Source organism: Actinosynnema sp. NPDC037264 (assembly GCF_055603705.1).
Window position 1 is genome coordinate 1 of sequence record NZ_JBVJVK010000143.1, and the last position, 1,160, is coordinate 1,160.

Annotated in this window: 1 protein-coding gene; it reads left to right on the forward strand. The window is 70.8% G+C overall.

Going from position 1 to position 1,160, the window contains the following annotated elements; all coding sequences use genetic code 11:
* A partial coding sequence (locus tag ACZ7GX_RS45720; protein WP_498786931.1) for a transposase occupies positions 1–1,147 on the forward strand: 1,147 nt, incomplete at its 5' end.
* Positions 1,148–1,160 lie beyond the last annotated feature (13 nt).

The window sequence follows — 1,160 nt, forward strand, 5'->3', positions numbered from 1 at the left end:
GCTGCGCCCGGAGGCGCACACCGGTCGGCAGCGGATCCTGTGTCACACCTACGGTCGCGGCAAGGACCAGCACATGATGGTGCCGGGTTGGCCCTACTCGGTGGTCGTGGCGCTGGAGGCGGGGCGTGGTTCGTGGACCGCGCCGTTGGACGTGGTGCGGCTGGAGCCCGGTGACGACGCAGCGGCCGTGACCGCGGTCCAGGTTCGGGGTGTGGTGGACCGTCTGATCGTCGCCGGGCACTGGCGGCCCGGGGATCCGGACATCCTGCTGGTCGCGGACGCCGGCTACGACGGGCCCCGCCTGGCCCACGTGTTGGCCGATCTGCCGATCACCGTGGTGGTGCGGATGCGTTCGGACCGGGTCCTGCGCCGACCGGCGCCGCCCCATCCGCCCGGCACCCTGGGCCGGCCACGCCGCCACGGCGGCGAGTTCGCCTTCGGCGACCCGGACACCTGGGGCGAACCCGACATCACCACCCGCACCGAGACCAGGCTCTACGGTCCTGCCCTGATCCGGGCGTGGGACCGGTTGCACCCGAGACTGACCCACCGCATCGCCTGGGCCTCCCACGCCGGGAACCTGCCGATCCTGGAAGGCACCGTGATCCGCCTGCAGGTCGACCGGCTGCCGTCCGGGGCGTTCCCGAAACCGGTGTGGTTATGGCACTCCCGCACCGGTCTCGACCACGCCGCGGTGGACCTGTCCTGGCAGGCGTTCCTGCGCCGGTTCGACATCGAGCACACCTTCCGCATGCTCAAGCAGACCCTGGGCTGGACCACTCCGAAACTCCGCTCGCCCGAGCAGGCCGACCGGTGGACCTGGCTGCTCATCGCCGCCTACACCCAACTCCGGCTGGCCCGCCGGTCGGCAGTCGACCTACGCCGTCCCTGGGAGAGACCTCTTTCACCCGAACGGTTGTCCCCGGCCCGAATCCGGCGAGGGTTTCGGCACCTACGCCCGCACACCGCCTGCCCGGCAAACGTCCCGAAACCCTCCCGACCGGGCCCCGGACGCCCGGCCGGAGTGCCCAACACCAAACCGGCACCGCGCCACGACGTCCACACCGCCACCAGCACGAACGCACAGAAACCAAAGCAGCACAAGAAGACGAAGTCGACCACCCCACGACCCCGCCGAACAGGTTAAAGCTCAAGCTAGG